Raw genomic sequence first — 26,470 nt, 5'->3', positions numbered from 1 at the left:
TTGTTAATTACTTTGCAGAACTGCTGTTTTAACTTTTTGTTGTAAACCTTATATTAGCGACTCAACTGCGCCAGGCAACATTTATGAGTCAGGAAACTAAATATACCGAAGATAATATACGATCCCTTGACTGGAAGGAGCATATACGTATGCGCCCCGGGATGTATATTGGTAAACTGGGAGACGGCTCTACGGCCGATGATGGTATTTACATCCTGTTAAAGGAAGTACTCGATAACAGTATTGATGAATATGTGATGGGTGCCGGTAAGACCATCGAAGTCTCGGTACAGAATCAGCGCGTGATTGTTCGCGATTTTGGGCGGGGAATTCCCTTGGGAAAAGTAGTAGAAGTAGTTTCCAAAATGAACACCGGTGGTAAATATGACAGCCGTGCGTTTAAAAAATCTGTTGGATTAAATGGGGTTGGTACCAAAGCTGTAAACGCACTATCCTCCAGCTTTAGAGTGGAATCTACCAGGGATGGAAGATCCAAGTCGGCCGAATTTGAGATGGGAAACCTTATCAATGAGGAAGAACTTCCCGAAACCTCCAGACGTCGCGGTACCAAGGTTACTTTTACTCCAGATGAGACCATTTTCAGGAATTTCAGATATCGCAATGAGTATATTGAAAAAATGCTCAAAAACTACGTATACCTTAATCCAGGCCTTACTATTTTATTTAACGGTGAGAAATTCTATTCAGAAAACGGCCTTAAGGACCTTCTGGGAGACAGCATAACCAAAGACGATCAATTATATCCTATAATTCACCTGAAAGGTGACGATATTGAGGTTGCCATTACCCATAGCAAAACTCAATATTCTGAAGAATACCATTCTTTTGTAAATGGTCAAAACACTTCACAGGGGGGTACTCACCTCGCAGCTTTTCGCGAAGCTCTTGTAAAAACTATTAGGGAATACTACGGTAAGAATTATGAAGCGGCAGATGTGCGGAAATCTGTAGTTTCTGCAATTAGTATCAAGGTTATGGAACCGGTTTTTGAAAGCCAGACCAAAACCAAGCTGGGTTCTACAGATATGGGCGGTGACCTCCCAACCGTTAGGACCTTTATAAATGATTTTTTAAAGACCCAACTGGACAATTACCTGCATAAGAATCCTGAAACCGCAGAGAAACTTCACCGCAAAATATTGCAGGCCGAAAGGGAACGAAAAGAACTTTCTGGAATACGAAAACTCGCTAAGGACCGCGCAAAAAAGGCCAGTGTTCATAACAAGAAATTGAGGGATTGCCGTATTCATTTGGGAGACAGCAAGAAAGAACGCTATCTCGAATCAACCTTGTTCATAACAGAGGGAGATTCTGCAAGTGGGTCTATCACAAAATCCCGGGATGTAAATACGCAGGCGGTTTTCAGCTTAAAGGGAAAACCCCTGAACAGTTACGGGCTTACAAAGAAAATAGTTTACGAGAACGAAGAATTCAACCTGTTACAGGCAGCTCTTAATATAGAGGAGTCTATTGAGGATCTTAGGTACAACAATATTGTAATTGCTACAGATGCCGATGTTGACGGAATGCACATCCGTTTGTTGCTCATTACCTTTTTCCTTCAGTTTTTTCCTGAATTGATCAAGGAGAACCATTTGTATATTTTGCAAACCCCGTTATTCAGGGTTAGAAATAAAAAGGAAACCATTTATTGCTACAGTGAACTGGAAAGACAAATGGCTGTAGATAAATTGAGTGGAAAGGCTGAAATCACCCGATTTAAGGGGCTTGGTGAGATTTCACCAGATGAGTTCAAGCATTTTATTGGAGATGATATAAGGCTGGACCCTGTAATGCTGGATAAGGATATGTCTATTGAGGACCTCCTGAGTTTTTATATGGGGAAAAATACGCCCGACAGGCAGGAGTTTATTATTGATAATTTAAAGGTTGAACTGGATTTGATTGAAAACTAGCCTATGAGGTTCAACAATACTTCTGAAATTAAAATTGTTCCTTCAGTATACATTTTAATTGTAGCGGCATTTATAACAAATCTCTTTGTTAATATTGAGATTATGGCCTCATCTTCAGAAACAGAGAATACCATGACCTTTAGCCATTTTCTTCCAAATATTATTCTGCTGGTCTTTGGTGTTTATTTTCACCGTATAGGGCAGTTATTTGAATTTGACAGTGATGGCGAAACCCTTAATTTCAAAAACAACGGGGTATTCTTTTCAAAATTCATGGAATACCGGGTAAAACGCGCAGAATTTCCAAAATCTAAACTTGTTAAGTTTGAAATGAGTGATTACGGGATCTATTCCAGCCTTAAAATTTTTATTACCAGCCGCCGAAAAAAAGGCCCCCGTACCTACACCTTCAATACAACCTTCCTTAACAGGAAGAAAAGAAGAGGGATGATTGATTCCCTGAACAAGGTGGTGGCAAAAAATAAAGCAATCTCCTAAATGGATATAGAAAATCAAGACATACTCCCTGAAGGACAGGATGAACAACCAAAGGAACAATTAATCCGGGTTACAGGAATGTACAAGGATTGGTTCCTGGATTATGCTTCTTATGTTATTTTAGAGCGTGCCGTTCCCGCGGTTGAAGATGGTTTTAAACCCGTTCAACGCCGTATCATGCATTCCATGAAGGATCTTGATGATGGTCGCTATAATAAGGTTGCCAATATTGTAGGCCATACCATGCAGTATCACCCGCATGGGGATGCCAGTATTGGGGATGCTATGGTCCAGATAGGACAAAAGGACCTTCTTATAGATGCCCAGGGAAACTGGGGGAATGTTCTTACGGGTGACCGGGCAGCTGCTCCGCGTTATATTGAGGCGCGCTTATCTAAATTTGCCCTGGAGGTAATTTACAATCCCAAGATTACAGATTGGCAATTATCATATGATGGCCGGAAGAAAGAACCGGTAAACCTTCCGGTAAGATTTCCGCTATTATTGACCCAGGGAGCCGAAGGAATTGCGGTAGGACTTAGCACGCGTATCCTTCCTCATAACTTCAATGAACTTATAGATGCATCTGTAAGACATTTAAAAGGAAAAAGTTTTAAGATCTATCCCGATTTTCCTACTGCAGGAGAGGCAGATATTACAGATTATAATGATGGCAAGCGTGGAGGAAGAGTACGAATTCGTGCAAAGATCTCGCAGTATGATAAAACCACCCTTGCAATAACCGAGATTCCTTTTGGTACAACTACCACCACTTTAATTGAATCTATACTTAAAGCCAACGATAAGGGGAAGATCAAGATCAAGCGAATAGAAGATAACACCGCAGAAAATGTGGAGATCCTTATCTATCTACCGCCTAACATTTCGCCAGATAAGACAATTGATGCATTGTATGCTTTTACCAATTGTGAAAATGCCATTTCCCCGCTGGGTTGTGTTATTATAGATAATAAACCAATCTTCCTGGGAGTAACCGAAATGCTCAAACGCTCTACAGATCATACGTTGAGCCTGCTGAAGCGTGACCTGGAAATAAAACTCGAGGAATTGGAAGAGCAATGGCATTTTGCATCACTGGAACGCATTTTCATTGAGAACCGTGTTTACCGCGATATTGAAGAACAGGAAACCTGGGAAGGTGTTATCGCAGCAATTGACAGCGGTTTAAAACCTTTTATCTCCCATCTTAAAAGAGCGGTAACAGAAGAGGATATCGTGAGGCTTACTGAGATAAGGATCAAAAGGATCTCAAAATTTGACATTGATAAGGCACAGCAGAAAATAGATGCCCTGGAAGGGATATCGCCCAGATCAAGCATCATTTAGACCACCTCATAGATTTTGCCATCGCCTATTTTGAAAGGTTAAAGAAAGAATATGGCCAGGGCAGGGACAGAAAAACCAATTTACGTTTGTTTGATGACATTGAGGCCTCGAAGGTTGCGATGCATAATACAAAGCTCTACGTTAACCGGAAGGAAGGTTTTATTGGAACATCCCTTAAAAAAGATGAGTTTGTAGCAGATTGTTCAGATATTGATGATATTATATGCTTCACCGCTGAAGGTAAGATGATGATCACCAAAGTAGATGCAAAAACCTTTGTTGGAAAAGACATCATCCATGTGGCAGTTTTTAAGAAAAAAGACAAACGCACCATATATAACCTGGTGTATCGCGATGGAAAAAATGGCGCCTCCTATCTAAAACGTTTTGCCGTAACCGGCGTTACACGGGATAAGGAATATGATATCACCCAGGGTAAAAAGGATTCCAGGATACATTATTTCTCGGCAAATCCAAACGGTGAGGCAGAAGTGATCACTGTTTACCTGCGCCAGGTAGGGAGTATTAAAAAATTGAAATTTGAAGTAGATTTTGCCGATATGATGATCAAAGGGCGAAATGTAAAAGGAAATATTGTTACGAAATATTCCGTAAAACGTATAGAACTCAAGGAAGAAGGAGTTTCTACCCTCAAGCCCAGAAGAATTTGGTTTGATGACAGCGTGAAACGATTAAATGTAGATGAGCGGGGCGAACTTCTGGGAGAATTTAGAGGAGAAGACAGGCTTCTGGTTATCACTCAGGACGGGGTGGCAAAAACGATTAAGCCGGAGCTTACTACCAGATTTGATGATGAGATCATTGTATTGGAGAAGTGGGCACCAAAAAAACCAATTTCGGCAATATACTGGGAGGCTGAAAAAGAACGCTTCTACGTAAAGCGTTTTCTTATTGAAAATGCCGATAAAGAAGAAAAATTTATTGGAGACCATGAGAAGTCATTCCTTGAATTGGTCTCAACAGATTATATCCCCAGGGTAGAACTTGTTTACTCAAAAGTGAGGGGCAAAGATCAGCGCACCAGTGATGAGATCAACCTTGAAGAATTTATTTCAGTAAAAGGGATTAAGGCTCTTGGTAATCAACTAACTACAGATAAATTGAAGCAGGTGAACCTTCTGGAGCCCGTCCCATATGAGCCAATTGAAATTCCAAAGGAATCTATTGAAGTGTTGGACGAAGAAACAGTAGAAGGAAATGAAATTGAAGACTCGAAAGAGCCAGGCAAAAATTCCGGATTTGAGAGTCAGATAAAATTATTTGATGAAGAATGAGACTTCTTAAGGAATTTAAGGAATTTGCCGTAAAAGGCAATATGATTGATATGGCTGTAGGTATCATTATTGGTACCTCCTTCAATAAAGTTATAGATGTTCTGGTAAAGCAAGTGGTGCTACCACCACTTAGCATGATGACAGATGGAATTAATTTCGCCAACCGTAAGATTGTCCTTAGGGAAGGTTTTCCAATGGGCACGCAGGGAGAAGGAGTCGAAGAAGTTGCAATTGGTTACGGCGCGTTGATAGAAGCGCTTTTAGATTTTGTGATCATAGGCTTTACCATCTTTATGGTTGTGCGGCTCATGAACAGATTCAGAAAAAAAGCAGAAGATCCCAAGAACAAAACGGTTGAAACCCCAAAGAACATAGAGCTTTTAGCCAGTTTAAATGATCTTCTCGAGGAACAGAATGAGATCCTTAGAAAAGGCGGTAATAAAGCCTGATCATTCAACTTTTCGCACAGTCCCCCTTTGTTTATTAGATTCCCCAACCAGGCCGTATTCAAAGGTATAGGAATTTTTATCTGTGGTAAGTATCTTAATGTGTAAAGGCTGTTGCTCTGCGCGATTTTTGGGCTTTAAATTCTTTACTATATATTCACAATCATTGATCCAGCGAACACTGGAAGTGTCTGTTTTATCCTGAAAGCGATCAATTTCAATAGAATCTGTTCTTACAAAGGTAGATTTTACCATTTCTCCGTTTAAATAGGTCTCGAATTCAAAGGTCCCGGTTTTAAAGCGGCTGCAATCTCTTTCCGGAGAATAACAGGAATTAAATAGAAAGATTAAAATTATAGTAAGGAGTGAAAAAATGCGGTTCATCAGGGCAGTAGGCTTTTGTTACCGGGTTTTAATTCTTACCCGGGATAATTTGTAATTCTCAATACAAAATAACGCTATTTCCCGCTTAAATTCAATTCTCAAAGGCTTCAAAGCTACCATCCTCATAAAAGAATACAATTTTCCTGATCTTTTTTCCTGAGTTGGTTCGCAGATCTGCTATGTCTTTGGGAGAATTGCCCGGATTTACATTATTTAAAGACAATGGAGCAGGATTGGCAGAAGAGGGAGAAGAAGCAGGGGAAGCTTGCACTTTTTCAGAAGAAGGTGAAGAAGAGGGAAAGTTTCCTTTACCATTGAGCAGCCAATACAATTCCACCTCGGGGTAAGTTTGCACCACTTTCATCACAAAATCGAGACTTGGCTTATTTCTTCCAGATAGAATATGAGAGATCGATGACCGTCCCACATCTATAGCTTCAGCAAAGGTGGCGGCCGAAATATCATAATAATCAAGGATTTTTTCCAGTCTTTTAGAGAAATGTTCGCTGTTTACCATTGTGAATTCCATTTTATAATTCAGATGTTTACAAATGTAATCCAAAGGTTTCATTTCACCAAATTACAAATGTAAACAATATAAGATCAGTTAAATTAAAATCGCAGGTAAAATAATATAAACGACTAAAAAATAACAAATTAAATAATAATTTTAATGTGGTTGGAAAATTTCCATCCTTAAATATAACCCGACCTTTAATGTTGTTTACAAATGTAATTGAAATAGGGATTCAACATCGTTTACAATTGTAAATTAATGATTATTTACTTTTGTAAACATGGAGAAATTACAATTGGAATACCAAAACCTTTTAGACAGGTACCTTTTATTTAAAGAGACAGATTTATCGGGAAGATATCTTCCTTACAGGTTTATAAAAAAACCCATTTCAAAAGCAGGGAAATTTTTCCGGGTTCAAAAAATAGGTTCTTCTGCTTTAGGAGAAGTTATTGAGTCTATAACCATTGGAAACGGAAAAATAAAAATTCTGGCCTGGTCTCAAATGCATGGAAATGAATCTACCACTACCAAAGCAGTTTTTGATCTTGTAAATGCTTTTAAACTATTTCCTGAAGACCCATTTCTTTTAAATCTGAAAGAACATATCACACTAAGGATAATTCCAATGCTGAATCCTGATGGAGCCGGGGTGTATACAAGAGAGAATGCAAATAAAATAGATCTTAACCGCGACGCATTGAACAGGAATGCAAAGGAAAGCATAATCCTACGGGATGAATTTGAAAGATTTCAACCAGACTTTTGCTTTAACCTCCATGATCAGCGCACTATATTTAGTGCCGGGGAGTCTGCTGTTCCTGCTACGGTTTCCTTTCTTACCCCGGCTATGGATGACTCACGGGCTGTTACCCCATCCCGGGAAATTTCCATGAAGGTAATTGCAAATATAGCGGGAGATCTCCAGCATTATATTCCGGGACAGATAGGAAGATATGATGATGCCTATAATGCCAATTGCACCGGGGATACTTTTCAAACTTCAAATATCCCTACCTTACTGTTTGAAGCCGGGCATTATCCCGGGGATTATCAAAGGGAGCGAAGCCGGGAATTTATTGTGGCAGCTCTATTTTCAGGATTGAAATCTATTGCTTCCGGTTCATATAAGGCTTATAGTAATGAGGCCTATTTTAATATACCCGAGAATTATAAACTATTTTATGATGTGATACTGCGTAAGGCCAGGTTAGGAGAAGAGGTAGTCGATGTAGCCATCCAGTTCAGGGAAAGTCTGGAAAATGATAAAATAATTTTTGTACCCTATATTGATAAAATTGCCGCTTCCTTATCATTTTACGGCCATAAGGAAATAAATTGTTCAGAAAAAGAATTGAAAACTTTGGGATCCCAAAAGCTTAGCGAAAACGATATAGTTGATAAACTGCTACTTAATAATGAAGTTTTAGTTATAAATTAATAAAATAACAACAAATAGTTGCTAATTATATAGCGTAATTGTATTAATTTTGTTTTTCATTAAAATACGTTAAGAATTATGGCAAAGTATAAATTAGACGAAACAGATCATCAGATCCTTGATATGCTCATTGAGAATACACGAACTCCCTTTACAGATATAGCAAAGAAATTAAATATTTCTGCCGGGACAGTTCATGTAAGGGTGAAGAAAATGGAAGAAGCGCAAATCATATTAGGTTCATCTTTAACTCTTAATTACGAAAAGCTTGGATATGCTTTTATTGCATACGTTGGGATTTTCCTGAAAAATACCTCACAAACAAAATTTGTACTGGAGCGAATCAACGATATACCCTTTGTTACAGTTGCCCACGTAACTACAGGAAAATTCAATGTTTTTTGCAAGATACGCGCCCGTGATACCCAACATGCCAAGGAGATCATTTTTCAGTTAGATGATATTGAAGGGGTATACAGGACAGAGACTATGATCTCGCTGGAAGAAAGCCTTAATGATAAAAAGCGCCTGATGCATTCTATTTTTAAAAGCCTGCAGTAACATCTATTAAACTTATATTAAAACCCCTGTAGACCTAAGTGTTTACAGGGGTTTTTTTTACCTTGGTTACATATATCAGGACAATTAAAATTGTGCATTATGAAACCAGAACAACTTCTTATTGGAGATTACCCCGCGTATTATCAAACCTATATTGATCAACTCCCACAACTGGAGCTTTTAACATTACTGCGCTCCCAACGCGAGGAAATGGTAAATTTTCTTACCAATCTGGACCCGGTAGACCTTATGTGGAGTTATGAAGCCGGGAAATGGACGGTTGCCCAGGTATTGCCGCACATGTTGGATACTGAACGTATTTTCCAGTACCGTGCCTTGCGAATTGCCAGAAAAGATAAGACTCCTTTAGCAGGATTTGACCAGGACGCTTATGTGCCGGCTTCCGGTGCTAATGATCGTAATCTCGAAGACCTTATAAAGGAATATAACGCCATAAGGGAATCGGGTATTTGCATGTTTGAGAGTTTTACAAAGGAAATGTATAAGGAAAAAGGAATTTCCAGTGGAGGTGATCTAAGTGCTGCAGCGGCAGGATTTATAATTGCCGGCCATGAAAAACATCATCTCTCCCTGTTTAAAAACAAATATAATTTATGAAGAAAATAAGGACCTTTTTTGCTTTGCTGAAAAAAACTTTTACGAGTTGGAACACCAATGACCCTTGGGCAGAAAGTGCAATTATCGCCTATTACACCATATTTTCTCTTCCCTCTCTCTTAATAATTGTAGTATCTATTGCCGGCTCCTTTTTTGGAAGGGAAGCAGTGCAGGGAAGATTGAATGAACAAATAGAAGATTTTATTGGGGCCGATGCCGCTGAAGCAGTTGAAAAAATGGTAACCAGCGCCGCCATTACCGATAATTCTACCTGGGCCATAATATTTGGAATTGCAATGTTGTTATTTGGAGCTACCGGGGTGTTCTTCCGGCTTAAAATTTCTATGAATAAAATATGGAATGTTGCTGCAAAAAAGGAAACTTTCATGCGGATGATAATGGACCGACTGATATCTTTTGGGATGATACTGGCCATTGGGTTTTTGATGTTACTGGCTTTGATCGTTTCCGCGTTGGTAAAGATCCTGGGAGAATATATAGAAGATATTGCCCCGGTAATTACAGCAGTAGGCCTTAATATTCTTAATTACATCCTCTCTTTTATATTTATTACTGCATTGTTTGGTGCTATATTTAAATTACTGCCGGATATAAAAATTAAATTAAAAATAACCTTATATGGAGCCGCTTTAACTACAGTTTTATTCCTGATAGGAGAATTCCTAATGGGGTTTTATTTTGGTCAAAGCAATCCGGGATCTGTATATGGAAGCGCTTCCTCCATTATCCTTATCCTGCTATGGGTGAATTATACCTGTTTAATAATGTTTTTTGGCGCTGAATTTACCGTACAGTATGCCCTTCATAAAAACGAACGTATACGCCCCAATAGATTTAGTGAGCCTGCAATTTTTAAAGAGCTTGAAAAACTCGAAAGAAAAAATGTAAAACTCGATGAAGATCATAAATTGCTGGCCAGGCTAAGAGCAAATATTGATATAGAGAAGGAAAGGGCCGAGTGTGTAACAGACGATTAATAAAGGTTTAACGCCTTTCTCCCTTTTTTTATAAGCTTCTTAATAGAGTTTTTATTTCTTAACTAATAATTTTAGGCATAAGTTATTAATTATAAAATAGAGAACTATGAAAAAGAAAGTAGCAATGCTTGCCACCAATGGATTTGAAGAAGTAGAATTAACTTCCCCAAAAGAGGCAATGGAAAAAGAAGGATTCCAGGTAGATATAATAAGTGATAAATCTGGTAAAATAAAAGCCTGGGATAAAGATAAGTGGTCCAAGGAATACAAAGTGGATCATACCCTGGACAAGGTAAGTGCGGGAGATTATCATGCTTTGGTACTGCCGGGAGGAGTAATGAACCCAGATAATCTTCGAACCAATGAAGAGGCTTTAGAATTTGTTCGCGATTTTTTTAAACAGAAAAAACCGGTAGCTGCAATTTGCCACGCAGCCTGGACATTGATAAATGCCGAAGTGGTAAAGGGAAGAGAAATGACCTCATATCATACTATTAGAAAAGATCTTGAAAATGCCGGAGCGAAATGGGTAGACAAGGAAGTTGTAGTAGACAGTGGATTTGTAACCAGCAGAAACCCGGATGATCTTCCGGCTTTTAATAAAAAAGTTATTGAAGAGATCAAAGAAGGAAAGCATGAAGAACAACATGCCTGATTTGGAATTTTCCCAATAAAAAGAGGCTGCTTATTATATTAAAAGATCCGGGATATTACAGGATCTAAATAAAATAAATAAGCAGCCTTTTCTTTTTTTATTTTTCAGTATCTACATCTTCATCCTCTTCTTCCTCAATTCCTTTTTCAGGAATATCTACAATTGGCTCGTTAAAATCTGAATCTTCATAATCATCTTCATCATAATTGGCCATAGTATTTTCAAGTCTTGTACTCACTTTTACGAGGTAAATGGATTCATCTGTTCTCACTTCAACAGCCTCAATGGTTTCATTTTTAGCGTTTTTAAATGAAATAACCTGGTCATCGTCATATCCATCAGGATATTTTTCTACCAGGAGGCTTAAAATTTCAGGAGTAAGTTTTTTGTAATCTACAATGACTCTTTTCATAACAATAATTTGATCGTGCAATTATAATAAAAATTGGATTATATCCAATCAGAGAAATAATTTATAACAATTAATTAGATAATAAAAACAATTATCTGGTTTTAAGATTTTTATAAAACCCTAAACTTTCAAAAAGCATATCTTCCGGCACTTTACAATCTATTATAGGCACACCTATTTCTTCTAAAAGAACGAAATTTATATTTCCATGTGAGTTTTTCTTGTCAAATTTCAGCAGTTCGATGATCTTGGAAAAATCTTCCTCCCTTATTTCGATCACAGGGAAGAACTCGAGGATAGTTTGGGTAATACTCTCCAGCTCTTTTTCTGGAAAGTTTGTAATTTTTGTAGAGAGGAATAAGGCAATGATCATTCCTGCTGCAACGGCCTCCCCGTGTAACACTTTATTTTTTTCAGGATGGGTTAAAAAATAGGATTCTATTGCATGGCCAAAGGTGTGTCCAAAATTCAGGGTTTTTCGTAAATTTTCTTCCCGGGGGTCTTTTGTGACTATGTGGGTTTTGATATCAACAGATTCCATTATAAGATCACGAAGATCTTCCAGCCCCAGCTTCTTTAGATCATTGGCTTTTTCCCAATAGGCCCTTTTGGCAATTAAACCGTGTTTCAAAATTTCTGCAAGCCCGCTTCTCATTTCTTCCGGCGGAAGAGTGCTTAAGAATCCCGGGTCAATAAGTACCATTTCCGGTTGAGAGATCACTCCAATCTGATTTTTTAAATTGCCTAGATCCACACCTGTTTTTCCGCCTACTGAAGCATCTACCATAGAGAGTAGGGTAGTAGGTACATTGATGTATTGAATTCCGCGTTTAAAAGTACTGGCTATAAATCCGCCCAGATCTGTAACCACGCCACCGCCAAGATTTATCACCAGGCTCTTCCTGTCGGCGCCCAGTTCAGATAGAACATTCCATATACCCGAACAGGTTTCAATATTTTTGTATTCTTCCCCTGGATCCATTTCTATTATCTCAATCTCAGTGTTGGTTTCAATTAAAGGTAAAAAGAGTGGGAGGCATTGATCCTGGGTGTTGCTGTCAACAATTATAAAGATGGCAGAGGGTGCTGTCTTTTTTAAAAAAATATTCAGTTGCTTATATGCTTTTTCTGAATAAAAAACCTTAGCCTGTGCTGCGTGGGTAGCCATATTTAGTAGGTATAAATAATATAATTAAAAGTCGAAAATAAGGAGAAAATTATAAATAAATCAACTCTCAATAATTATCTTTGTATGATCAATAATATCGCAATGATTACACAAAAGATCTTCAATGATACCGAGACAGCATTTAAACTAAAATCTGACGAGGAACTTAACCGGGCGCTCTTTCTTTTTGGAATGATAAACCGACCCACTTTAGTAAAAATTGGCACTGCATTGACGCGGTTTTCTTTAAAACTTCACCTTCCGGTTGAAGGTTTAATAAGGGCTACCATTTTTAACCAATTTAGTGGGGGTGAGACCATGGAAGATTGTTTACCTGCCATTGGAAAAATGTACACCAAGAAACTTCACAGTATCCTTGATTATTCGGTAGAAGGAAAGGAGCAGGAAGAACATCTTGATGCTGCAATGAAAAAGAAAATAAGCATTATTGAATTTGCTGCAAAGCGAAAAGAGATCCCATTTGCTGTATTTAAACCTACAGGTATTGGACGATTGGAGATATGGGAAAAAGTCTCCTCCAAAATTACTTTAACCCCGGAAGAAGAGGAAGAATGGAAAAGAGTGCAGCAAAGGGTTGAAAATATTTGTGAAGCAGCTTATCAAAATGATATAAGTGTATTGGCTGATGCTGAGGAGTCATGGATGCAGGGAGCAGCAGATGAGTTGATGGAAAAAATGATGCGCAAATATAATCAGGAAAAAGCTATTGTTTACAATACCCTGCAGTGCTATAGATGGGACAGGCTGGCTTACTTACAGGAGCTTCACGAAAAAGGAGTAAAGGATGGGTTTATTGTAGGCGCCAAAATAGTACGCGGAGCTTACATGGAAAAAGAAAATGAGCGGGCCCACAAAATGGGATATCCAACTCCAATATGTGAGAATAAAGAGGCTACAGATGTAAGCTATAATGGAGTACTTGCATATTGCCTTGCAAATATTGATGAGATCCATACTTTTATTGGAACTCATAATGAAATGAGTAATTATCTTGCCCTACAAATTCTTGAGGATAAGAAGATAGCAATAAATGATGACAGGGTTTGGTTTAGCCAGTTGTATGGGATGAGTGATCATATTAGTTACAATCTTGCCAGAAAAGGTTATAATTCTGCTAAACTGGTGCCTTTTGGTCCTGTGCGTGAAGTTGTTCCTTACTTAATAAGAAGAGCAGAAGAAAACACCTCGGTAAAAGGACAGACCGGTAGGGAGCTTTCGCTTTTAATGGAAGAAAAGAAACGACGTAAAGGGGAGGTATCCAAAGCAAACCGTCAACCAGTTTCAAAAAAAAAGATTAAAGAAGAGATAGATTAATGATATCTCTTTCCAAATTCATTTTCTTTAAAATTTTAAAATGGGACTTAAAGGGTGCTATTGATCCTGCCATTAAAAAATGTGTGATCATTGTGGCTCCTCATACCAGTTGGTATGACTTCCTTTTGGGGCTGCTGGTACGCAGTATATTGGGAATACAAAGTGATTTTGTAGGTAAAAAAGAATTATTTCGCCCCCCATTTGGGTGGTATTTCAGATGGGTTGGCGGCACACCCCTGGACCGCACTCCTAATCAAAACAAGGTAGAAGCCATCACCGCCATTTTTAAAACCAAAGATGTGTTCCGGCTGGCATTGTCACCGGAAGGCACCAGGAAAAAGACCGATCGCTGGAAAACGGGTTTTTATTATATTGCTGAGGCTGCAAATGTGCCTATAATAAAAGTTGCTTTTGATTATTCCCGAAAGGAAGTGAAAGTTGCACAGCCTTTTTATACTACAGGAAACCTTGAAAAAGATCTTGTAGAAATAAAGAAATTTTATGAAGGGGTAAAAGGAAAGAACCCTGATAATTTTTAAAATCCAGGTCCCTTACTCTTGAGATTCTTCCATGGTGTGATACACATGTTGTACATCATCATCCTCTTCAAGACGCTCCAAAAGTTTTTCAACATCGGCAGCCTCATCCGGGGTTAATTTCTTGGTAACCTGAGGAATACGTTCAAAACCGGAGGACAGAATTTCAATTTCCCTGCGTTCCAATTCCTTTTGCAGCGCGCCAAAACTTTCGAAAGGGGCATATATATGGATACCATCTTCATCTTCAAAAACCTCCTCAGCTCCAAAATCTATAAGCTCAAGTTCCAGTTCTTCGGGATCAAGACCATTGGACGCTATGCGAAAGTTGCAGGTATGATCAAACATAAATTCAACAGAACCAGATGTGCCTAAATTTCCATCGCTTTTACTAAAGTGCATGCGCACATTTGCAACAGTTCTGTTATTATTATCTGTTGCTGTTTCAACGAGAACAGCAATCCCATGAGGGGCGTAACCTTCAAAAAGCACGATCTTATAATCTCCCTGACTTTTATCACTTGCCCTTTTAATCGCGCGCTCCACATTTTCTTTAGGCATGTTGAGGCTCTTTGCATTCTGAATTACCGCACGAAGCCTGGAATTGGAATCGGGATCGGGGCCACCTTCCTTAACCGCCATTACAATATCTTTTCCAATGCGAGTAAAAGCTTTGGCCATTGCTGACCAGCGTTTCATTTTTCGTGCTTTTCTAAATTCAAATGCTCTTCCCATACCTGTTTTAAAAATCTGTGGTAAAAATAAAAAAAAACGTTCCATTTTCAACTAAAAAATGGAACGTGAATTAATTTAATTCAGCAATTACTCTGCGTTGACAATATCTTCTATCGCTTTGGCTAGTTTAAAATCCTTTGCTGTCACCCCGCCGGCATCATGAGTGCTTAACGTAATTTCAAGTGTATTGTAAACATTTGTCCAATTGGGGTGGTGATCCATAGCTTCAGCTTCAAAAGCAATACGGGTCATAAGAGTAAAAGCTTCTTTGAAATTTTCAAATTCAAAAGAAGTTTGTATTCCCTCATCTGTATAACTCCAGCCTTCCAGGGATCCTAATTTTTTTTCAATTTCTTCATCAGTTAATTTTTTCATGGCGTTGCGGGATTTAGACTGAATAACCATCAGCCTGTATTAAATAATTTTTAAAGTTACACAATTCAGTATTCAGGCCAGGGTATAGTTTATGGTATTTAATAGAAGATTAACAGCCTTTTATTTAATCACAGTAGCTTTTATAACATCCTGAATAGAGACCTGTAAATTTTTGGGCAAAAGGTTGTCTTTAGGCAAAACTGCCAGAAAGCGATCATAATTTGAATCGAAAACCTGTTTTAATAAGGGGTTTTTAAAACCAAGAATTTCGGCGATATCTGTTATTAGGTCATGTTGATGGGTAAGGTCATTACTTCCCAAATGGAATACTCCTTGTTTTTTTCTATTGATAATATAATGAACCTGCTGGGTAATTTTTCCAATTTCTGTGGCGTTCACCACCACATTTGGAAATACTTCCAATGCCTGTCCATACTCTATCTTATTCTTAATTTCAATAATTCGTGGAGAGTTCGCCCCAAATACCATAGGCAATCTAAGGATGGCATATTTATGGTTGGGCAACCTCAAAAGGGCATTCTCAATTTTTATTTTAAACCTGCCATAGACACTTTGAGAAAGTGTTTTGTCATATTCATAGGAAGGATAGTTGGTAAAGGCATCGAACACATTTGCTGAGGAAATGAAGATAAGCTTACAATCATTTTTCAAAATGTAATCTATAATGGCAAAATGAGTGTGAACCTGAGAGTTGAAATTCCCACGAATAGCAGAAATTATAACCGTTGGTTTAAGATTTTCAAGCAGGATCTCTATATTTTCTGTATCCTGATCGAATTCGAAAAATTTTTTATTATCCCTGAAGGCTGCGGTTTGGGTAAAATAGGTCCCATAGGTATCAAAATAGGAGCAAAGCTCTTTATATAAGGCATTGCCTATAAAGCCGCTTGCTCCTACGATCAATATTTTTTTCAATAGTTTTATCCTTTATAAAAGGGCAGTTTCACCTGGGATGCGGGAACAGCATTTTTCCGGATCTGGATAAAAATCTTTGAATTGTTTTTGGCCATTTCTGTGGGAATATAACCCATTCCTATTCCTTTGTCCAATGATGGTGACATGGTGCCCGATGTCACAATGCCAATAACCCTGCCATTCTCATCTAAAATATCATACCCGTGACGTGGAATTCCCCTTTCATCCAGCTCAAAGGCTATTAGTTTTCTTTTAGGTCCTTCTTCCTTCTCCTTTTTTAAATTGTCAGAATTAATAAAGTCCTTGGTGAATTTTGTGATCCATCCCAATCCTGCCTCAAAAGGGGAGGTGGTATCATCTATATCATTTCCGTACAAGCAGTAGCCCATCTCAAGTCTAAGTGTATCCCGTGCAGCAAGTCCTATGGGTTTAATTCCAAATTCTGCCCCTGCATCCATTACTTTGTTCCATATCTCCTCTGCATCTTCATTTTTGAAATAGATCTCAAAGCCGCCGCTTCCGGTATATCCGGTGGCAGAAATTATCACATTATTTACCCCTGCAAAATCTGCCACTTCAAAAGTGTAGAATTTCATTTCAGCTAAATTAACATTGGTAAGGGACTGCATGGCTTCCGCAGCCTTGGGACCCTGTATGGCAAGCAGGGAATATTCGTCAGACAGATCTCTCATAGTTGCATCCATTGTATTGTGCTGGGAAATCCAGTTCCAGTCTTTTTCAATATTGGAAGCATTCACTACCAGAATATATTTTTCAGCATTGAATCTATAAACAATAAGGTCATCAACAATTCCTCCGGTTTCATTAGGCATACAATTATATTGTGCCTGCCCGTCTACCAATTTGGAAACATCATTGGAACACACTTTTTGAATAAGGTCCAGAGCGTTTTCTCCCACTATAAGGAATTCCCCCATGTGAGAAACATCAAATACTCCCACGGCTTTTCGTACCGTTTCGTGTTCAATATTTACACCTTCATAGGATACAGGCATATTATAACCTGCAAATGGAACCATTTTAGCATTTAAATTTTTATGGATCTCGTTTAGAGCAATATCTTTCATGAGTTATAAATTTTGGTAAATTTATTTAATTCACCCCGATTATAGGGTAAATTGTGAAGATTTATTAAGAATCTGGCCTGAAGCTTATTTTGCAGAAACAGAAGTTTTATATTTATACCCCCTAAAATTATAATATGAAAATATTTACCGTTCAGCAGCTGGCCGAAGCAGATAAAGTTACCATTGAAAAACAGGGTATCACCTCTGAAGAGTTGATGGAGAGAGCTGCAGGCCTTGTGTTTAAAGAAATACATGCCAGGCTTAATAATGAATCCGTTCCTATTAAAATTATTTGCGGAATTGGAAATAATGGAGGAGATGGACTCGTGGTAGGCAGGTTATTGATTGAACATGGTTATTATGTAAGTATTTATGTTGTAAACTTTACAAAAGAACGTTCCCGGGATTTTCTTTCCAACTATAACAAGATAAAAGAAATAGGGGCTCCCTGGCCCACATTATTAAAAGGAGCCGAGGATTTTCCTGAGCTTCACCCCAAGGACTTTGTAATAGACGCTATTTTTGGTATTGGCCTTAACAGACCCCCGGAAGGTTGGGTGGCAGATCTTATTCATTACATCAATGCCTCGGGAGCTTTTATTTTGTCTATAGATATGCCTTCGGGCTTGTTTTCTACCAAGACGCCGGAACCGGGAGATGCAGTTATCAAGGCTAATTATACCTTAACTTTCCAGGCACCCAAATTGGTGTATTATCTACCGAAAACCGCAGAATTTGTGGGAAATTACCAGGTGCTAAATATTGGACTGGATTATGAATATCTGGCTGCCGCACCGGCAGAAGCCCAGTTAATCGATAAGGAAGAAGCAAAAAACCTATACATACCCCGAAAGAATTTTTCGCATAAAGGCGATTACGGGCATAGTATGATAATAGGAGGGAGCTATGGGAAAATAGGCAGTATTTCCCTAAGCGCGAAAGCAGCATTAAGAACGGGAGCGGGATTGGTAACAATATATTCCCCGGAATGCGGCTATGAGATCCTGCAATCCATATTACCTGAAGCTATGGTGATAATTGATGAAGGGGAGAAAGAGCTAAAGAATATTCAATTTGAGCCAGAACCCGATGTGATTTGTTTTGGAATGGGGGCCGGCATAAGCGCGGCCACAGTTAAAACCTTTGAATCTTTACTGAAGAAAACCAAATCTCCCATGGTAATTGATGCCGATGGTTTGAATATGCTTTCCAATAATAAAGGATTTTTGAAATTAATACCCAAAAATTCTGTTCTTACCCCACATCCAAAAGAACTGGAGAGATTGCTTGGAGAATGGAAAGATGATTTTGATAAGCTGGCCAAGGCAAAAGAGTTTACTAATAAATATGAAGTAATCCTGGTAATAAAGGACGCACACAGCATTACCGTTTCAGGAGATAATCTTTACATAAATAATACCGGCAATCCCGGGATGGCTACTGCTGGAGCCGGTGATGTTCTGGCAGGGGTTATAACAAGCTTGATCTCTCAAAAATATGAACCTCTTATAGCGGCAGTTTTTGCTACCTATTTACACGGAAAAGCTGGGGATATTGCTGCCTCAAAACTAAGCTACCAGGGAATGATCGCAGGTGACATTGTAGATAATATTGGTGCCGCCTTTTTGGATTTGTTCAAAAATGATGATAGAGGAATGGAATAATCCTCATTTATTCTTTTAATTTAGCATTTGTTTAACCATTGTGGAGACCTGCGTTGGAAAAACAAGAATTACTTCCTTAAATTTAATAGCGGAGGTATTATTTAAATAATTTAAAATTTCAAATTTTTTTACTTCCCTATGGAGTCATCTCATTATATTAGCTCTGCTGTATTAGATCTTCCCACTGTTTACGATATCATAAATACCCATAAGAAGCTGGAACTTAGCGATGAGGCCAGGGTCAATATTGAAAATGCCCGGAATTATCTCGACAAAAAAATGCAGGAGAACAGCAAACCCATTTATGGCGTTAATACCGGCTTTGGTTCCCTTTGTAATGTGAAGATATCTAATGAAAAGTTAACAGAGCTTCAGGAAAACCTCGTGATGTCACACGCCTGCGGTACGGGAAGCCTTATTGCAAAACCTGTAATAAGGTTGATGTTATTATTAAAGATCCAGTCTTTAAGTTATGGCCATTCTGGTGTATCTCTTCAAACAGTGCAACGCCTCATAGATTTTTATAATGAAGACATTTTTCCGGTAATTTATGAACAGGGCTCTTTGGGAGCCTCTGGAGATCTGGCGCCTTTGGCACACTTGTCTTTACCATTGATTGGGAAAGGAGAGGTGTATTTTAAAGATGAAAGATTGCCTGCACAGGTTGTGCTTGAAATGTTTGAATGGGAGCCTGTAAAATTACAGTCTAAGGAAGGTTTGGCGTTGTTAAATGGAACTCAGTTTATGAGCGCTCATGGAATTCATGCACTGCTTGAATCTTATAAGTTAAGTTATCTGGCAGATGTTATAAGCGCAATATCTGTGGATGCTTTTAATTGTAATATGTCTCCCTTTGATGAACTGGTTCAAATGGTAAGGCCGCACCGCGGACAGGTGAAAACGGCTGAAAGGTTAAGGGGATTTCTTCAGGATAGTGAAATAGCTGCAGAAGAAAAAGATATTGTTCAGGATCCTTATTCCTTCAGGTGTATTCCGCAGGTACATGGCGCTACAAAGGACACCTTATCTTTTGTTCGGAAAACATTTAAAACAGAGATCAATTCGGTAACAGATAATCCAAACATTTTTGTAGCAGAAGATAAAATTATCTCCGGCGGTAATTTTCACGGGCAAACACTTGCGCTGGCATTGGATTATATGGCAATTTCAATGGCTGAACTGGGGAATATTTCTGAAAGGCGTATTTACCAGCTGGTTTCGGGGCTAAGAGGTCTCCCAATGTTTCTGGTAGAAAATCCGGGTCTTAACAGTGGTTTTATGATCCCGCAGTATACCGCAGCCAGTATTGTGAGCCAGAATAAACTATATGCGAACCCTTCAAGTACAGATTCCATTGTATCATCAAACGGGCAGGAAGATCATGTGAGTATGGGAGCCAACAGTGCCACCAAAGTGCAGAAGGTTATAGATAACATTTCCACAATTCTGGCTATAGAATTATTTAATGCATCCCAGGCGCTACATTTCAGGGAGCCGGCCAAAACTTCGCCGTTTCTAACCCAAATGCTGGATACTTTCCGCGATATAGTTCCTATTGTAAAAGAAGATCAGGTAATGGCAGTACCTATTCACAAAGCCAAAGAATTTATAAACTCCTTTAAAATTGATGAAGAATTGCTGTTTGATTAACCCCTGAGTTGCGATTTGATCCAGGAAACAGCTTCTTCAAGGGTTTCAAAAACCTCAAAGGAATTACTGTCCTTATAGAACTGGCGCTCCAAAACTGCATTATTACGGCACATGTCACTCGTTGAAACCACGGCTATTGCCTTTAGATTTGAGATACTCGCAGAATCAAGGTAAACCATAGGATTTACCGCATAAGAATTTATACGGTAAGAAATGTATCCATAAGGATCATCTCCAAAATTTTTTTTCCCTATAGCCAGTAATTTTCGGTTACTCTCAACATCCAGCAAAATACCTTCGTTAAGTTCTGCAATCAGGATATTATCTTTAAACCAGACTTTTCCAAAGTCCAGTTCCAGAATTTGTTCTATCATAAATTTGTAGGGAAATTATGTGGGGCAAATGTAGGTATTTTTAAGCTGTATTTAGAAACCCGGGTTGGTATTTTGGATGTATTTTTTCTATGGTAAAATAATAAAAGCCTCCCAACTCTTTACAGAAATGGAAGGCTGTATGCTTATTAAAATCTTACAATTAAGATTCCTTTTCTTTTGATACTGCCTTGTCAATTTTAATGGTCAAAGCATCTTTACCCTCCGCAAGGTCCATAAAAATCTTATCTCCCTCAGTAAGGTTTGAAGTTATAATCTCCTCGGCCAGTGCATCTTCAATATATTTTTGAATAGCCCTGTTAAGTGGCCTTGCACCATAATCTTTATCAAAACCTTTTTCTGCGATATAATCTTTAGCCTTATCGCTGAGAGTAAGAGTGTAGCCTATTAACCCTATACGGTCATATAATTTGGCAAGTTCTATTTCTATGATCTTGTGAATGTCCTCGCGTTCAAGGGAATTAAAGATCACCACATCATCTATCCTGTTTAAAAATTCCGGAGCAAAGGCTTTTTTAAGAGCACTTTCTATAACACTTCGGGTGTTTTCATCAATTTGAGAGCGCTTCGCTGCGGTCCCAAAACCAACTCCCTGGCCAAAATCTTTAAGCTTTCTGGATCCAATATTGGAGGTCATTATGATAATGGTATTTCTGAAATCGATCTTGCGGCCCAAACTATCTGTAAGATACCCGTCATCCAATACCTGGAGCAGCATATTAAAAACATCCGGATGAGCTTTTTCAACCTCATCAAGCAATAACACTGCGTAAGGTTTTCTTCTTACTTTTTCTGTTAGCTGGCCTCCTTCTTCATAACCTATATATCCCGGAGGTGCACCTATCAATCTCGATACAGCAAATTTCTCCATGTATTCGCTCATATCTATTCTTATGAGCGTATCTTCATTATCAAACAACTCCTTGGCAAGGATCTTTGCAAGCTGGGTTTTACCCACCCCGGTTTGACCAAGGAAAATAAAGGATCCAATGGGTTTGTTGGGATCTTTTAATCCCGCACGGTTACGCTGGATTGCTTTTACAACCTTGTTTACAGCTTCATCCTGCCCAATTACTTTCCCTTTAATACGTTTAGGGAGTTCGGCAAGTTTATTAATTTCGGTTTGGGCAATTCTGTTAACAGGAACACCGGTCATCATTGAAACCACATCGGCAACATGATCCTCAGTTACTATTTCCTTGTGCTTTTTAGATTCCTCTTCCCATTTTTCCTGGGCTATGGCAAGTTGCTTTTCAAAATTCTTTTCGTCATCCCGCAATTTTGCAGCCTCCTCATACTTTTGTTTTTTAACAACGGCATTCTTACTCTCACGTACTTCTTCCAGTTTGCGTTCAAGGTCAAGAATTTGTTTGGGCACTTCTATATTGGTAATATGCACGCGAGCTCCTGCTTCATCCAGTGCATCTATTGCTTTGTCCGGTAGAAAACGGTCTGTCATATACCGGTTAGTTAGCTTTACACAGGCATCAATAGCTTCCGCAGTATAGGAAACATTATGGTGCTCCTCGTATTTATCTTTAATATTATTTAGTATCTCTAAAGTTTCATCTACTGTAGTAGGCTCTACGATCACTTTCTGGAACCTTCTTTCTAAAGCTCCGTCTTTTTCAATGTATTGCCTGTACTCATCTAAAGTAGTGGCACCAATACACTGGATCTCTCCACGTGCAAGGGCAGGCTTAAACATGTTACTGGCATCAAGGCTTCCTGTTGCGCCACCTGCACCAACAATGGTGTGTATCTCATCAATGAAAAGAATTATATCATCATTCTTTTCCAGCTCGTTCATTACGGCTTTCATTCGCTCCTCAAACTGGCCACGGTATTTGGTACCTGCAACCAAACTCGCAAGATCTAATGTCACAACCCTCTTGTCAAACAGGATACGTGAAACTTTTCGCTTCACAATACGCAATGCAAGACCTTCAGCAATAGCAGATTTACCTACGCCGGGTTCCCCAATAAGCAATGGGTTGTTCTTTTTTCTTCTGCTCAGGATTTGGCTTACCCTTTCAATTTCCTTCTCTCTTCCTACTACAGGATCAAGTTTGTCAATTTCGGCCATGGCTGTAAGATCTCTTCCAAAATTGTCCAATACCGGGGTTTTGGATTTTTTGGTAGATTTTCCACCTGCGCTGGTAAAGGGATTATCCTTGGAAACATCATCTGTATTGTCCTCATCTGAAAAAGATTCGGCCCGCGGTGCTTCAAGGAAGTCATCTTCGTTGGTAATCATATATTTAAATTGATCTTTAACTCCGTCATAATCTATTTTCAGTTTATTCAGAAGTTTGGTAGTTGGATCATTCTCGTTTCTTAATATACAAAGCAATAAATGCGCTGTATTAATTGAAGAACTTTGAAAGAGTTTTGCCTCCAAAAAAGTTGTTTTTAAAGCACGCTCTGCCTGCCTTGTAAGGTGTAGGTTTTTCTTCTCATTTGAAATTCCTGTTGGGGCGGGGTTGGCGGGACTTAAAATTTCTACTTTTCGCCTTAAATGACTAAGGTCTATATCAAGGGCGTTCAATATATTTATAGCTTTACCGTCTCCATCACGCAGAAGGCCCAGCATTAAATGTTCAGTTCCAATAAAGTCATGGCCAAGCCTTAGCGCTTCTTCTTTGCTATAAGCTATGACATCTTTGACTTTGGGTGAAAAATTATCATCCATCTTATTTTCCTTTCTCTTTAAATTGTATAATGCACAGGGTTCAAAAATTGTACCTAACAATGTGTCGCAAGCTAATTGACAAAATTACTTTCAATATACAAATTTGAAGGTAACTAACTTATTAACCAAGACTGCCTAAATATTTGTTAATAAAATTTGTCAAAACATGGGTATACACCCCTTAAAACATTGGTAAAATCCGTAAATTGGCACGTTAGATTTTTGAACTAAATTAAACTAGTAAATATGGCTGAAGGAGAAAGATTAATTCCTATCAACATTGAAGATGAAATGAAATCGGCTTACATCGATTATTCGATGTCGGTCATTGTGTCACGTGCCCTTCCTGATGTACGTGACGGGCTAAAACCCGTTCACAGAAGGGTTTTATTCGGGATGCATGAATTGGGAATACGATCAAATACTGCACATAAAAAATCTGCCAGAATAGTTGGGGAAGTATTAGGTAAATATCACCCTCACGGTGATACTTCTGTTTATGATACTATGGTGAGGATGGCGCAGGAATGGAGTTTAAGATATATGTTGGTAGACGGGCAGGGTAACTTTGGATCTGTAGATGGTGACAGCCCGGCCGCGATGCGATATACGGAAGCCAGAATGCGCAAGATCGCAGAGGATATGCTGGCAGATATCGATAAAGAAACCGTAGATTTTAGACTAAATTTTGACGACACCCTGGAGGAACCTACTGTACTTCCAACGAGAGTTCCAAATTTATTGGTAAATGGTGCCAGCGGGATTGCGGTGGGAATGGCCACGAATATGCCTCCACACAACCTCTCAGAAGTAATAGACGGAACAGTTGCCTATATTGATAATCACGACATAGAGATTGACGAGTTAATAACTCATATTAAAGCGCCAGATTTTCCTACCGGTGGAACCATTTACGGTTATGACGGTGTGAGAGAGGCGTTCAAAACCGGCCGGGGACGAATTGTTGTAAGGGCCAAATCCAGTCTGGAAGAAGTTGCCGGAAAGGAATGCATAGTGGTTACAGAAATTCCTTACCAGGTAAATAAGGCGGACATGATCAAGAAAACTGCCGATCTTGTTAACGAGAAAAAGATCGACGGTATTTCCATGATCCGGGATGAGTCTGACAGGAATGGGATGAGAATTGTTTACATTCTTAAAAGGGATGCAATACCCAATATCGTTTTAAATACCCTTTATAAACATACTGCGCTTCAAACCAGTTTTAGCGTAAACAATATAGCCCTTGTAAAAGGACGTCCCGAGATGTTGAATCTTAAGGATATGATCTTCCATTTCGTAGAGCACCGTCACGATGTGGTAGTTAGAAGAACAACCTATGAATTAAGAAAAGCCGAAGAAAGGGCCCACATTCTTGAAGGTTTGATCATAGCATCAGATAATATTGATGAAGTGATCGCATTGATCCGTTCTTCCAGCAATGCAGATGAAGCCAGATCCAAATTAATCGATCGTTTTCAATTATCTGAACTTCAGGCCAAGGCAATTGTAGAAATGCGATTGAGACAACTTACCGGACTGGAGCAGGATAAGTTACGTGCAGAATATGATGAACTACTTAAGACTATTGAAGACCTAAAAGATATTCTTGCCCGTAAAGAGAGAAGAATGCAGGTTATTAAAGACGAATTACTGGAAATAAAAGATAAATATGGAGATTCCCGTAGGTCTGTAATTGAATATGCAGGGGGAGACCTAAGCATAGAAGATATGATCCCGGATGAGCAGGTGGTAATAACAATTTCCCATGCAGGCTACATCAAAAGAACATCTCTAAATGAATATAAAACCCAGAACAGGGGTGGAGTAGGGCAGAAAGGCTCTACTACCAGAAGTGAGGATTTTCTTGAGCATTTATTTTCAGGAACCAATCACCAGTATATGTTATTCTTTACGCAAAAAGGAAAATGTTTCTGGATGAGGGTTTATGAAATTCCGGAAGGAAGCAAGACATCTAAAGGAAGGGCTATCCAAAACCTTATTAATTTAGAACCGGACGATAAAGTGAAAGCATTTATTTGCACCCAGGATCTAAAAGATGAGGAGTATATCAACAATCATTACGTAATCATGGCCACTAAAAAAGGCCAGGTTAAGAAAACCTCTCTTGAGCAATATTCAAGACCAAGAATAAATGGAATCAACGCGATCACAATTCGTGAGGATGATGAATTACTGGAAGCAAAACTTACCGATGGAGATAGCCAGGTAATGCTTGCCGTGAAGAGCGGAAAGGCAATAAGATTTGAAGAAAGCAAAACCCGTCCCATGGGTCGTAATGCATCTGGAGTAAGAGGAATAACCCTGGCAGATGATAATGATGAAGTGGTGGGAATGATTGCGGTTAATGACATGGAGGCCAATGTTTTGGTGGTTTCAGCCAACGGTTACGGTAAGAGATCTAAACTTGATGATTACAGGATCACCAACCGGGGTGGTAAAGGTGTTAAGACAATTTCCATTACTGATAAGACCGGAGAACTTGTAGCTATCAAAAATGTAAATGATGGAGATGATCTTATGATCATTAACCGGTCCGGTCTTGCCATAAGGATGAGTGTAGACAATTTGAGGGTAATGGGAAGAGCAACACAGGGAGTGCGATTGATTAACCTAAAAGGGAATGATTCTATCGCGGCAGTTGCAAAAGTAATGCAAAGTGAAGAGGGCACAGTTGACCTTGATGATGCCATAACACCTGATAGCAGCGATGAAACAGGAGATGGCACAACAATTGCAGATAATACTGAAGAATAAATAAACCTAAAA

At 38.8% G+C, this 26,470-nt stretch carries 23 protein-coding genes and 1 pseudogene; 14 read left to right on the top strand and 10 right to left on the bottom strand.

Features of this window, described 5'->3' with window-relative positions; all coding sequences use genetic code 11:
* The first annotated feature begins 83 nt into the window (after nucleotides 1-83).
* The 4 genes and pseudogenes from FK178_RS04840 to mscL all read left to right on the top strand — a co-directional run bounded on the left by FK178_RS04840 (nucleotide 84) and on the right by mscL (nucleotide 5,526).
* A complete protein-coding gene (locus tag FK178_RS04840; RefSeq protein WP_146831540.1) occupies nucleotides 84-1,937 on the top strand; it encodes a DNA topoisomerase IV subunit B in 1,854 nt (617 codons plus the stop codon).
* Between the two features lie 3 nt (nucleotides 1,938-1,940).
* Entirely contained in the window at nucleotides 1,941-2,435 is a 495-nt protein-coding gene (locus FK178_RS04835; protein ID WP_146831538.1) for a hypothetical protein, read from the top strand.
* Nucleotides 2,436-5,077 (top strand): annotated as a pseudogene (locus FK178_RS04830) (DNA gyrase/topoisomerase IV subunit A).
* Nucleotides 5,074-5,526: a large-conductance mechanosensitive channel protein MscL gene (gene mscL, locus FK178_RS04825; RefSeq protein WP_146831536.1), complete on the top strand. Its 453-nt coding sequence runs from the start codon at nucleotides 5,074-5,076 to the stop codon at nucleotides 5,524-5,526. Before FK178_RS04830 ends, mscL begins: the two are co-directional and overlap by 4 nt.
* Here the strand turns inward: mscL and FK178_RS04820 are convergent, their stop codons facing one another.
* Together FK178_RS04820 and FK178_RS04815 are read right to left on the bottom strand one after the other, a co-directional pair.
* Nucleotides 5,527-5,907 (bottom strand): DNA topoisomerase IV, encoded by a 381-nt coding sequence (locus tag FK178_RS04820; protein ID WP_146831534.1) that lies wholly within the window; start codon nucleotides 5,905-5,907, stop codon nucleotides 5,527-5,529.
* A gap of 91 nt (nucleotides 5,908-5,998) precedes the next feature.
* Entirely contained in the window at nucleotides 5,999-6,424 is a 426-nt protein-coding gene (locus tag FK178_RS04815) for a helix-turn-helix domain-containing protein (RefSeq protein ID WP_146837475.1), read from the bottom strand.
* A 280-nt stretch (nucleotides 6,425-6,704) separates the two neighbouring features.
* On the opposite strand from FK178_RS04815, the gene FK178_RS04810 reads away from it, so the two are divergent.
* The 5 genes from FK178_RS04810 to FK178_RS04790 all read left to right on the top strand — a co-directional run bounded on the left by FK178_RS04810 (nucleotide 6,705) and on the right by FK178_RS04790 (nucleotide 10,697).
* The gene (locus FK178_RS04810) at nucleotides 6,705-7,865 is read left to right on the top strand and encodes a M14 family zinc carboxypeptidase (RefSeq protein ID WP_146831532.1); all 1,161 of its coding nucleotides are present in this window, start codon (nucleotides 6,705-6,707) and stop codon (nucleotides 7,863-7,865) included.
* A gap of 78 nt (nucleotides 7,866-7,943) precedes the next feature.
* The gene (locus tag FK178_RS04805; protein ID WP_146831530.1) at nucleotides 7,944-8,426 is read left to right on the top strand and encodes an Lrp/AsnC family transcriptional regulator; all 483 of its coding nucleotides are present in this window, start codon (nucleotides 7,944-7,946) and stop codon (nucleotides 8,424-8,426) included.
* Nucleotides 8,427-8,525: 99 nt separating this feature from the next.
* A complete protein-coding gene (locus FK178_RS04800; RefSeq protein ID WP_146831527.1) occupies nucleotides 8,526-9,044 on the top strand; it encodes a DinB family protein in 519 nt (172 codons plus the stop codon).
* On the top strand, nucleotides 9,041-10,042 hold the full coding sequence (locus FK178_RS04795; protein ID WP_146831525.1) for a YihY/virulence factor BrkB family protein: 1,002 nt from the start codon (nucleotides 9,041-9,043) through the stop codon (nucleotides 10,040-10,042). The genes FK178_RS04800 and FK178_RS04795 overlap by 4 nt, the downstream gene beginning before the upstream one ends.
* 106 nt (nucleotides 10,043-10,148) lie before the next feature.
* A complete protein-coding gene (locus FK178_RS04790) occupies nucleotides 10,149-10,697 on the top strand; it encodes a type 1 glutamine amidotransferase domain-containing protein (RefSeq protein ID WP_146831523.1) in 549 nt (182 codons plus the stop codon).
* Between the two features lie 97 nt (nucleotides 10,698-10,794).
* Here the strand turns inward: FK178_RS04790 and FK178_RS04785 are convergent, their stop codons facing one another.
* Both FK178_RS04785 and aroB read right to left on the bottom strand, forming a co-directional pair.
* Complete coding sequence (locus tag FK178_RS04785; protein WP_146831521.1) at nucleotides 10,795-11,109, bottom strand: hypothetical protein; 315 nt, start codon at nucleotides 11,107-11,109, stop codon at nucleotides 10,795-10,797.
* Between the two features lie 91 nt (nucleotides 11,110-11,200).
* Nucleotides 11,201-12,277, bottom strand: coding sequence for a 3-dehydroquinate synthase (aroB, locus tag FK178_RS04780; RefSeq protein WP_146831519.1), 1,077 nt, complete (start codon nucleotides 12,275-12,277; stop codon nucleotides 11,201-11,203).
* Nucleotides 12,278-12,379: 102 nt separating this feature from the next.
* On the opposite strand from aroB, the gene FK178_RS04775 reads away from it, so the two are divergent.
* Both FK178_RS04775 and FK178_RS04770 read left to right on the top strand, forming a co-directional pair.
* A complete protein-coding gene (locus tag FK178_RS04775; protein ID WP_146837472.1) occupies nucleotides 12,380-13,612 on the top strand; it encodes a proline dehydrogenase family protein in 1,233 nt (410 codons plus the stop codon).
* The gene (locus FK178_RS04770; protein ID WP_146831516.1) at nucleotides 13,612-14,151 is read left to right on the top strand and encodes a 1-acyl-sn-glycerol-3-phosphate acyltransferase; all 540 of its coding nucleotides are present in this window, start codon (nucleotides 13,612-13,614) and stop codon (nucleotides 14,149-14,151) included. The genes FK178_RS04775 and FK178_RS04770 overlap by 1 nt, the downstream gene beginning before the upstream one ends.
* A 12-nt stretch (nucleotides 14,152-14,163) precedes the next feature.
* Here FK178_RS04770 and FK178_RS04765 read toward each other — a convergent pair whose 3' ends face one another.
* From FK178_RS04765 to gcvT, 4 genes are all read right to left on the bottom strand, one after another.
* Nucleotides 14,164-14,883: a YebC/PmpR family DNA-binding transcriptional regulator gene (locus FK178_RS04765; protein WP_146831514.1), complete on the bottom strand. Its 720-nt coding sequence runs from the start codon at nucleotides 14,881-14,883 to the stop codon at nucleotides 14,164-14,166.
* Between the two features lie 87 nt (nucleotides 14,884-14,970).
* The gene (locus FK178_RS04760) at nucleotides 14,971-15,258 is read right to left on the bottom strand and encodes a 4a-hydroxytetrahydrobiopterin dehydratase (protein WP_146831512.1); all 288 of its coding nucleotides are present in this window, start codon (nucleotides 15,256-15,258) and stop codon (nucleotides 14,971-14,973) included.
* A 120-nt stretch (nucleotides 15,259-15,378) separates the two neighbouring features.
* Entirely contained in the window at nucleotides 15,379-16,194 is an 816-nt protein-coding gene (locus tag FK178_RS04755) for a sugar nucleotide-binding protein (RefSeq protein WP_146831510.1), read from the bottom strand.
* A gap of 5 nt (nucleotides 16,195-16,199) precedes the next feature.
* Nucleotides 16,200-17,282 (bottom strand): glycine cleavage system aminomethyltransferase GcvT, encoded by a 1,083-nt coding sequence (gcvT, locus tag FK178_RS04750; RefSeq protein ID WP_146831508.1) that lies wholly within the window; start codon nucleotides 17,280-17,282, stop codon nucleotides 16,200-16,202.
* A gap of 134 nt (nucleotides 17,283-17,416) precedes the next feature.
* On the opposite strand from gcvT, the gene FK178_RS04745 reads away from it, so the two are divergent.
* Both FK178_RS04745 and hutH read left to right on the top strand, forming a co-directional pair.
* Complete coding sequence (locus FK178_RS04745; protein WP_146831506.1) at nucleotides 17,417-18,946, top strand: NAD(P)H-hydrate dehydratase; 1,530 nt, start codon at nucleotides 17,417-17,419, stop codon at nucleotides 18,944-18,946.
* Between the two features lie 138 nt (nucleotides 18,947-19,084).
* Nucleotides 19,085-20,596 carry a histidine ammonia-lyase gene (gene hutH, locus FK178_RS04740; RefSeq protein WP_146831504.1) on the top strand — a complete coding sequence of 504 codons (1,512 nt, stop codon included), beginning with the start codon at nucleotides 19,085-19,087 and terminating at the stop codon, nucleotides 20,594-20,596.
* Here hutH and FK178_RS04735 read toward each other — a convergent pair.
* Together FK178_RS04735 and FK178_RS04730 are read right to left on the bottom strand one after the other, a co-directional pair.
* Complete coding sequence (locus FK178_RS04735; protein WP_146831502.1) at nucleotides 20,593-20,970, bottom strand: hypothetical protein; 378 nt, start codon at nucleotides 20,968-20,970, stop codon at nucleotides 20,593-20,595. The two genes, hutH and FK178_RS04735, sit on opposite strands and share 4 nt — an antisense overlap.
* Nucleotides 20,971-21,130: 160 nt before the next feature.
* Complete coding sequence (locus FK178_RS04730) at nucleotides 21,131-23,680, bottom strand: ATP-dependent Clp protease ATP-binding subunit (protein ID WP_146831500.1); 2,550 nt, start codon at nucleotides 23,678-23,680, stop codon at nucleotides 21,131-21,133.
* Between the two features lie 246 nt (nucleotides 23,681-23,926).
* On the opposite strand from FK178_RS04730, the gene gyrA reads away from it, so the two are divergent.
* Nucleotides 23,927-26,458 (top strand): DNA gyrase subunit A, encoded by a 2,532-nt coding sequence (gene gyrA / locus FK178_RS04725; protein ID WP_146831498.1) that lies wholly within the window; start codon nucleotides 23,927-23,929, stop codon nucleotides 26,456-26,458.
* The last annotated feature ends 12 nt before the right edge of the window (nucleotides 26,459-26,470 follow it).

It is taken from the genome of Antarcticibacterium arcticum (genome assembly GCF_007993795.1).
Classification (GTDB): domain Bacteria; phylum Bacteroidota; class Bacteroidia; order Flavobacteriales; family Flavobacteriaceae; genus Gillisia; species Gillisia arctica.
This window is presented reverse-complemented; position numbering and strand designations above follow the sequence as displayed.

What these genes read in the sequence shown, in the direction of transcription:
- FK178_RS04840 (WP_146831540.1), top strand. Translation starts at nt 84, where the DNA reads ATGAGTCAGGAAACTAAATATACCGAAGATAATATACGATCCCTTGAC.
- FK178_RS04835 (WP_146831538.1), top strand. Translation starts at nt 1,941, where the DNA reads ATGAGGTTCAACAATACTTCTGAAATTAAAATTGTTCCTTCAGTATAC.
- mscL (WP_146831536.1), top strand. Translation starts at nt 5,074, where the DNA reads ATGAGACTTCTTAAGGAATTTAAGGAATTTGCCGTAAAAGGCAATATG.
- FK178_RS04820 (WP_146831534.1), bottom strand. Translation starts at nt 5,907, where the DNA reads ATGAACCGCATTTTTTCACTCCTTACTATAATTTTAATCTTTCTATTT.
- FK178_RS04815 (WP_146837475.1), bottom strand. Translation starts at nt 6,424, where the DNA reads ATGGTAAACAGCGAACATTTCTCTAAAAGACTGGAAAAAATCCTTGAT.
- FK178_RS04810 (WP_146831532.1), top strand. Translation starts at nt 6,705, where the DNA reads ATGGAGAAATTACAATTGGAATACCAAAACCTTTTAGACAGGTACCTT.
- FK178_RS04805 (WP_146831530.1), top strand. Translation starts at nt 7,944, where the DNA reads ATGGCAAAGTATAAATTAGACGAAACAGATCATCAGATCCTTGATATG.
- FK178_RS04800 (WP_146831527.1), top strand. Translation starts at nt 8,526, where the DNA reads ATGAAACCAGAACAACTTCTTATTGGAGATTACCCCGCGTATTATCAA.
- FK178_RS04795 (WP_146831525.1), top strand. Translation starts at nt 9,041, where the DNA reads ATGAAGAAAATAAGGACCTTTTTTGCTTTGCTGAAAAAAACTTTTACG.
- FK178_RS04790 (WP_146831523.1), top strand. Translation starts at nt 10,149, where the DNA reads ATGAAAAAGAAAGTAGCAATGCTTGCCACCAATGGATTTGAAGAAGTA.
- FK178_RS04785 (WP_146831521.1), bottom strand. Translation starts at nt 11,109, where the DNA reads ATGAAAAGAGTCATTGTAGATTACAAAAAACTTACTCCTGAAATTTTA.
- aroB (WP_146831519.1), bottom strand. Translation starts at nt 12,277, where the DNA reads ATGGCTACCCACGCAGCACAGGCTAAGGTTTTTTATTCAGAAAAAGCA.
- FK178_RS04775 (WP_146837472.1), top strand. Translation starts at nt 12,380, where the DNA reads ATGATTACACAAAAGATCTTCAATGATACCGAGACAGCATTTAAACTA.
- FK178_RS04770 (WP_146831516.1), top strand. Translation starts at nt 13,612, where the DNA reads ATGATATCTCTTTCCAAATTCATTTTCTTTAAAATTTTAAAATGGGAC.
- FK178_RS04765 (WP_146831514.1), bottom strand. Translation starts at nt 14,883, where the DNA reads ATGGGAAGAGCATTTGAATTTAGAAAAGCACGAAAAATGAAACGCTGG.
- FK178_RS04760 (WP_146831512.1), bottom strand. Translation starts at nt 15,258, where the DNA reads ATGAAAAAATTAACTGATGAAGAAATTGAAAAAAAATTAGGATCCCTG.
- gcvT (WP_146831508.1), bottom strand. Translation starts at nt 17,282, where the DNA reads ATGAAAGATATTGCTCTAAACGAGATCCATAAAAATTTAAATGCTAAA.
- FK178_RS04745 (WP_146831506.1), top strand. Translation starts at nt 17,417, where the DNA reads ATGAAAATATTTACCGTTCAGCAGCTGGCCGAAGCAGATAAAGTTACC.
- hutH (WP_146831504.1), top strand. Translation starts at nt 19,085, where the DNA reads ATGGAGTCATCTCATTATATTAGCTCTGCTGTATTAGATCTTCCCACT.
- FK178_RS04735 (WP_146831502.1), bottom strand. Translation starts at nt 20,970, where the DNA reads ATGATAGAACAAATTCTGGAACTGGACTTTGGAAAAGTCTGGTTTAAA.
- FK178_RS04730 (WP_146831500.1), bottom strand. Translation starts at nt 23,680, where the DNA reads ATGGATGATAATTTTTCACCCAAAGTCAAAGATGTCATAGCTTATAGC.
- gyrA (WP_146831498.1), top strand. Translation starts at nt 23,927, where the DNA reads ATGGCTGAAGGAGAAAGATTAATTCCTATCAACATTGAAGATGAAATG.